This window comes from Streptomyces sp. NPDC058534, from assembly GCF_042717365.1.
Classification (GTDB): Bacteria; Actinomycetota; Actinomycetes; order Streptomycetales; family Streptomycetaceae; genus Streptomyces.
Genome location: NZ_JBHXNW010000096.1, coordinates 1 through 3,782 on the forward strand (window position 1 = coordinate 1; position 3,782 = coordinate 3,782).

Here is a 3,782-nt window from a genome sequence, read left to right on the forward strand (position 1 = left end):
CCGAGGATCGGACCCACCGATGGCGACCGCACACGGCCACGCCGCGCCCGAAAAGCCCGAAACACTCAGGCAACCACAGAATTCTAGAGACGCTGACGGAACAGGTGAACCGGCCCTGAGGGAGCGGCCCCTGAGCGCGCCCGGAGAACGCATTTCGGGCAAGTACTCGCCCGAGCCGGGGTACGTCGGAGATCATGAAGCATGCGACCGGACGACTGGCACGTCACCGAAGACCTCGACGAATTCCTCGCCCGCGCCGGAGACTTCCTGCGCTCACGGCCCGCCCTGCACACCACTGCGCTGACGACGCTGGAGAAGATGCGCACCTGGGGGGCGGAGGTGTTCGGCACCGGACCCGTCGTGTTCGGCCTGCTGGAGGCGGGGGGCGAGGTCCACGCGGCCTTCTACCGCCTCCCGTCCCGGCGCCTCACCCTCACCGCCCTCTCCCCCGAGCAGGCCGAAGTCCTCGCCACCCACCTGACGGGCCTCGGACTCTCCGTCACCGGTGTCACGGCGGACCACGACACCGCCACCGCGTTCGCCGAGGCCTGGCAGCGGCACACCGGCGCCGCGTCCGCGCACGGTTGGCGGGGCCGTCTGCACCGTCTCGGCACGCTCACGCCGCCCGAGCCGGTTCCGGCGGGCCGGGGCCGGTCGGTGGACGAGGAAGAGCACGAACACCTCATGGGCTGGTGCCGCGAGTTCGCCGCGGACGTCGGGGAAACCGTCTCCATAGACGCCGCCTCCTGGTCCGGCACCCGCTTCGCCGAGAAGCGCTACACCTACTGGGAGGCCCCGGACGGCACACCCGTCTCCATGGCGGGGGTCAACCCACTGGTCGGTGGCCAGGTCCGCATCGACCCCGTCTACACCCCGGCCCGGCTCCGGGGCCGTGGCTACGCCGGCGCCGTGACCGTCGAGGTGACCCGGGCCGCGCTGACCGGGGGCGCGACGGACGTCGTCCTGTTCACCAACCCCGCCAACCTCACCAGCAACGCCCTCTACCGGCGCATCGGTTACCTGCCGTACGCCGACTTCACCGGCTACGACCTCTCCCTCCCGGACGATCCCGGACCCCGCCTCCGCCGGGACGGATGAACGCACGACCATTGACACGCCTCTCGGGGCCGTTCAAGGATGACAACCTGTCGGCGGACGCGGTCGACACCGGAGTCGAGGTGCCGCAGGAAGGCCGTCGGCGGCAGGTGTACGAGGGCGAGCTGACGGTGACCCGACAGGGCCTGGGCTACACGGCGCGCCTGGACGCGGCGTCCGCGCTGCTGCTCCCGCCCCGGTTCACGCTCGTTCCGCTCTCGGGCCGGAGCCTGCCGCCGGGGCTGCGGGTCAGGGTGAGTGACGGGGCGCCCCTGAGCCTCTCGGGCCCCCGCTGCCGGGTGCGGATCGAGTCCCAGGGCCCGAGGCGGCGTCGAAGGCCGCCGGCCGGGACCTCGACGTCGTCCTCATGGGCGGCGGCGCCCTGATCGGTTCGGCGCTCGACGCCGGGCTGGTCGACTCGCTGACGCTGCACCTGGCACCCGTCGTGCTGGGCACCGGAACGCCGCTGTTCCCCGGTCGGGCACCACGCTCGCTGGTCCAGCGGAGCGTGACCCCGACGTCGACCGCCACCCACCTGACCTACGACGTGCTCTGACGCCGGCCGCCACGGCCTTCGGCCGTCCCGCGCATATTCGCGTGCACCGAGCGGCGGCAGGCGCTACCGTCGTCCGCATGAACGTCATCGGCCGAAGCACCTTCGCGACCGCGCGAGCGACCAGCTCGCCGGCCGCCGCCGCCTGACCTTCTCCCTTTCCCACCGGCGACCGGAAACGGCCCGTCGGTGGTCCCGCGGCGTTTCGGCCTTCGCCTCGCACGCCCCGCTCGCACGGTCCCGTTCTCCGGTGCCTCCCGCCACGCAGCGAAGGAGTCACCTCCATGGACACCGAGCAGATCGTCCGCACGTTCGTCGAGTACTACGAGGAACACGGTCACCGCCGGATCACCGGCTCGACCCTGCTGCCGCCGCCGGGCGACGCCGTGCTGTTCACCACCTCCGGCATGCATCCGCTCACCCCACACCTGGAGGGCCGTCCGCACCCGCTGGGCCGGCGGCTGGTCAACGTGCAGCGCTGTCTGCGCACCACGGACCTGGAGGAGGTCGGCGACAGCACCCATCTGACGGTCTTCGAGATGCTCGGCACCTGGTCCCTGGGCGACTACGAGAGCTCACAGAGCCTCGACTGGGCCCACCGGCTGCTCACCGAGGGCCTCGGCATCGATCCGGGGCTGCTGCACGCCACGGTGTACGGCGGCGGGGACCAGGTGGGGCCGGACACCGACTCGCTCCGGCTGTGGCAGGAGCGGGGTGTGCCGGTGGAGCTGACGGTGGAGGACAACTGGTGGTCCAACGGACCGGTCGGCCCGTGCGGACCCGATTCGGAGATCTTCCTGTGGACCGGTGACACTCCGCCCCGGTCGACACCCACCCGCGACGACCGCTGGGTCGAGGTATGGAACCACGTGATGATGCGTCACCGCCGCTTGGAGGACGGCAGCCTGGTGCCGCTCCCGCAGCGCAACATCGACACCGGCCTCGGCCTGGAACGCCTCTCCTCGCTGCTTCAGGGCAGGTCGTCGGTGTTCGAGTGCGACGTCTTCGACCCGTGGCGGCGACTCGTGCCGACCCTGTGGCCACTGGACGAACCGTCGCTGCGGCTGGTCCTCGACCACCTGCGCTCGGCCGTCGTCATCATCGGCGACGGGGTACGCCCGGCCAACACCGGACGGGGGTACGTGCTGCGCCGCCTGGTGCGACGCGTACTCACCGTGCTGTGGCGGGACGATCCGTCGCGCGGCCTCGGCGACCTCCCGGAGGAGCTGGTCTCCCACACCCTGGACCACTTCCGGCAGGACGGGGACCCCGAGACCGTACGGCGACTGCTGCTGGAGGAGGAACACCGGTTCCGCGAGCTCCTGGAGCGCGGCCGGAACGTCCTCTCCCGGCCCCGTTTCCGCGGCCCGCTGGGAGAGGACGACTTCCACTACCTCCACGACACCCACGGGCTGCCGCGCGACCTGGTGACGAGCCTGCGCGAGGAACGGGTCCCGGGCGGCCATAATCGCCCGCGTGAGCGAGAGTAAGTCCCACGAGACACCGCAGGAGATGTCCACCAGGGGCGGTACCCGCTGGCGCACCTTCGTGCGGACGGAGACCGGCAGCGCGGCCCTGCTCCTGGTGGCCGTCGTCGCCGCGCTGCTGTGGGCCAACATCGACATCCACTCCTACGAGGCCGTGTGGCAGGCCCACTTCACGGTCGGTTTCGACACCCGTCACCTGTCGCTGACGGTCCACGAGTGGATCAACGCGGGGCTGATGAGCCTGTTCTTCTTCGTCGTCGGCCTGGAGGCGCGGCGCGAGTTCGACATGGGGGAACTGCGGGACCGGCGGTGGGTGCTGCTCAGCGCGGTGGCGGGCCTCGGCAGCATGGTGGTCCCGGCCGTGATCTACGTCGTGATCAACGCGGGGCACGACTCGGTGCACGGCTGGGGCACGGCCATGTCGACCGACACCGCGTTCGCGCTGGGCATCCTGGCCGTCCTGCGCCATCGGCTGCCGGCCTCGCTGCGGGCGTTCATGCTGTCCATCTCGGTCGTCGACGACCTGGTTGCGCTGCTCGTCATCGCCGTCTTCTACAGCGACGAGATCCATCTCCGCGCCCTCCTCCTCCGCCTGGCGGCCGAGTTGGTACTCCTCGTCCCGCTGCCGCTGGCGGAGCCCCGCCGCT

The 3,782-nt window shown here is 71.3% G+C and carries 4 protein-coding genes and 1 pseudogene; all 5 read left to right on the forward strand.

What is annotated here, in order from left to right; translation table 11 throughout:
* Nucleotides 1-201: 201 nt before the first annotated feature.
* Nucleotides 202-1,098, forward strand: a complete 897-nt coding sequence (locus ACFWR9_RS37565) for a GNAT family N-acetyltransferase (protein ID WP_383850658.1) — start codon at nt 202-204, stop codon at nt 1,096-1,098.
* An 11-nt stretch (nt 1,099-1,109) separates the two neighbouring features.
* On the forward strand, nt 1,110-1,481 hold the full coding sequence (locus tag ACFWR9_RS37570) for a hypothetical protein (protein WP_383850661.1): 372 nt from the start codon (nt 1,110-1,112) through the stop codon (nt 1,479-1,481).
* Nucleotides 1,439-1,651, forward strand: a pseudogene (locus ACFWR9_RS37575) (dihydrofolate reductase family protein); the annotation flags it as partial. The gene ACFWR9_RS37570 and the pseudogene ACFWR9_RS37575, both read left to right, overlap by 43 nt.
* A 281-nt stretch (nt 1,652-1,932) precedes the next feature.
* A complete protein-coding gene (locus tag ACFWR9_RS37580; RefSeq protein WP_383850664.1) occupies nt 1,933-3,138 on the forward strand; it encodes an alanine--tRNA ligase-related protein in 1,206 nt (401 codons plus the stop codon).
* A 22-nt stretch (nt 3,139-3,160) separates the two neighbouring features.
* Nucleotides 3,161-3,782, forward strand: a 622-nt coding sequence (locus ACFWR9_RS37585) for a Na+/H+ antiporter NhaA (protein ID WP_383850724.1), incomplete at its 3' end; no start/stop codon positions are given.